At 53.3% G+C, this 3,131-nt stretch carries 2 protein-coding genes; both read right to left on the bottom strand.

From position 1 onward, the window contains the following. On the bottom strand, positions 1–919 hold a 919-nt coding region (locus tag ACOCD2_RS15170; protein WP_293653047.1), incomplete at its 3' end, for a type IV secretion system DNA-binding domain-containing protein. Positions 920–930: 11 nt separating this feature from the next. Then, positions 931–3,131, bottom strand: a 2,201-nt coding sequence (gene mobH / locus ACOCD2_RS15165; protein WP_293674787.1) for a MobH family relaxase, incomplete at its 5' end; no start/stop codon positions are given.

Here is a 3,131-nt window from a genome sequence, read left to right as displayed (position 1 = left end):
CAGCGAAGTATATCTCGAACACTTCGAGCAGAAGGTCTTCGACACCACCTTCCAGGCACCGGCGGATTTTCAACAGGGTAGGCTCCATACGGGCGGCCAGCATGCCCTGAATCACCTTATCGAGAACCATTTGGGAGAACGCCTTGAACACGTTTCCGCCAGACTCACTGGGAATGAGCGCAGCGATACGATTGGCGACTTCAGTGGAACGGTTCCAGGCTTTCAGAGGATTCAACCGAATACTTTTTTCGGGAAAGGCGGGGTTGAAGTAGGTAAAGTCATTGCCGCGCCCCAGGTAATCACAAGCGCGCTTCGCCGAATTTTTTAGGTCCACATCGGATTTTGGGTCGATGATCAACACAGCATCACCTAAAGCAATGGCCTGGGTGACCAGCAAATCCAACATCCGGGTTTTTCCGGCACCGGTGGTACCGGCAATCAGGGTATGCACACCGAAATTGCCAATGGGGATGTGTACCGGTTCCTCTTTGAAACCAACACCGTGAATCCAACCGGATCCCATGCCGGTATCTCCGAGGTTGAGGTCGTCGATATCTCGGCTCAAGATTTCATAAGCCATCTGCGTCTGTGCTTTGGACCACTCGAATCCATTGCCGAGCCAGATATGACTCTCCTTTCTCAACCGCAGCAACTCGGTGATTTCAGTGAACTCCAGTTTACGGGGCTTGAGATGCTTTTTGTTGCGCGTCATTACCAGAACAGGCCACAGCCGGTAGGCAGCAAGGAAGCCCGCTCCTGCAGCAATGTAGTGGTATGGATTGATCGGCATGTTGACTGCCTGGTTGCCTATGGCTAAGCCTGCGGCACATGAAGCAGCCCATGCGGCGGCCGCATAGCCTTCATATCGCTTCCGAAAGGGAAGATATTGAAGCATCTTTTCTGATCGTTCCAATGTCATTTTTGTAAGCCCTAGTTATGCGTAAACGGGTTCTTGGTATCTGATGGGGGGTTATTCGACGCCGCCTTGGCCTTTTTCGGCTTACGGGACGCTTTCCTGCCAACCTGCGACGGGAAAAGGGTGGTTTCTGCCCTCCCCTCCGCTTTCTTCTGGCCGTTGTGCTCCAGCATTGGCACTATCTGCTTTGCAAGGTCATCCCGCAACAGATAGAGCTCGGGGTTATCTGTTTCTTGAACGAGCCCCGTTTGGACGAAAAGGTTTTTGAGGTCCTGTTTCGATAGGTTGCCAAGAAAAGCGTCAGGATACACAAGATAGAGCGCACCGCTGGCGTCTTGGCGAATTCGAGTCTGTATCTGTTTTGTCCGCCTGAGTCGAGCAAGAAACTCTTTTTCAAGGTTTGGGTGTGCTTTCTTCTGGGATGGCGCTTTATTCTTTGCCCGGCCTTTGCTGGACTTGGATGCCGGCGGGACACCGTGCCCACCAAATGGGAGATGGTTTTTTCCGGGTTCGCTGTTCGTGCCCGGTGCCGAAGCCTTCTTGCCCTCGCCTTCGTTGTTTTGAGCTTTATTCCGGCGGCCATTCGCATGGTTCTGTGACTCATTGGTTGATGTGTCTTTGTCCAATTCAGCGGCGAGTGCAAAAGCTTTGTTGTTTGCTGTTCCCGGGCTTGCCGTCTCGCTGGGGCGGCCAAATGCAACGTCATTATTGCCCACGGCCTTGCTCTTCCGATTGTGACGGGGCGGGGTCTTCTGTGCCTGGAGTTCTTCGGAAACCGGTGTGTTTTCCGTATCTCCGTCGGCAGAAGCCTCCGTGTCTGCGGTATTCTGCCGGGCCGGTTCGGTGCTGATGAGGTCAGCGTCCTCATTGGCATCAGTTGGTGTTTTGAGGATGGTGGCGCCTGGAAGCGAATCGTAGTAGTGGTCTAGGATGTAATCCGGAGAAACAAACCGCAGAGCAGTCTTTGTTACCTTTATTTCGGTGCCATCCCGTGAGGTGACGGGAATGGAAATATCCCAAAGCCGACGCGGCCGGTTGGGGTTGCTGAGGTTTTGCATCGTAATATCGGTTTTGATGAGCAAATCCGCGATGGCAGCGGGCGTGCTGGGCAATCCGTTGAGTTCTAGCTCATCGAGTTTGTAAATCAGGAAAGCCGCCGCCTCCTTCCATTCCAGAAAAACGTCACCGTCGACCACGAAAACAATGGAATCGACCTCGTTTACGGTCCATTCATCGCTGAGAATCTGTTCTTTGATGATGTTGAGCAGGTACCGTTCCATCTTGACTTTCATGCCGATTTCCTTACGGGCTTCCTGCCAACGATGAACATCGGTGATCGTGCTGCGCTGGTCCGCATCCATGATGACGGCACGCAATGGATTGCGTTTGGGGCTTGCGGAGCCATAAGCGATGACCTGAAACATAGGATAGGTTACGGTGCTTCCGGCTTCCCGGAGCCATGACAGGAACTCGGGGGTCAGGACATGATGGATCAATCCGCCGGCCATCTGCTCATGCTTACCGTAGCGGCCTTTGTTCCAGGTGTATCGGTACCGGTCGATTTTTTCACGTTGCGCCCAACCAAGAAGAGTCTCGGAAAACGGGTCCCAGACTTTCCGCGTATCCTTGCTGGTCACTTCAAAATCGGCAAACGGCTTGGCCAAGTCGTGGCACAGTCCGGCGACCATGGCCGCGTAAGGCCATCGTTGTTTGATCGCATTGTTCTGCGCAGGAGAAAACCCAGGTTGCTGCAAATACTTATTGCTGATCATCCGGCCGGCCCGTAACGCCACATCAAGGCTGTGATTGAGTAGCCCGCCGGTGCCATGATGATGGTAATTTTCAGAAGCGGGCAAAAGATGCACAAAGGCTGCAAAACGCTGGATCACCGGTAGTATCAATTCACGGAATCGGTCGGGATCCAGCTCCCCGATTTTCTGTATTTGCTCGATGAGGTCTCTTTGTGTGACCGTCAATTGCTCCAGATTGAGGACGGGAATGCCCAGCTCAACAGGTGGCGCCTGGTTGGCAACGATGTTCGCGAGACTCTCGTTCTCTCCTTTGATTGCTGGGGCTTCAATATCCTGTTCACGCACCAGCGGTTCGACAAACACCGTATCGCTGGGGAGCCCTCCGCCCCGTAGCTTTCTGAAGGCCGACCGGATTCCGTTAAAAAGAGTCATGGTGTGTCCTGATTTCCCGATGTGTTTATTTC

The organism is Thiolapillus sp., from assembly GCF_048562965.1.
Taxonomy (GTDB): domain Bacteria; phylum Pseudomonadota; class Gammaproteobacteria; order Chromatiales; family Chromatiaceae; genus Thiolapillus; species Thiolapillus brandeum_A.
The sequence above is the reverse complement of the archived record's forward strand: the minus strand, read 5'-3'. Positions and strand labels throughout refer to the sequence as shown.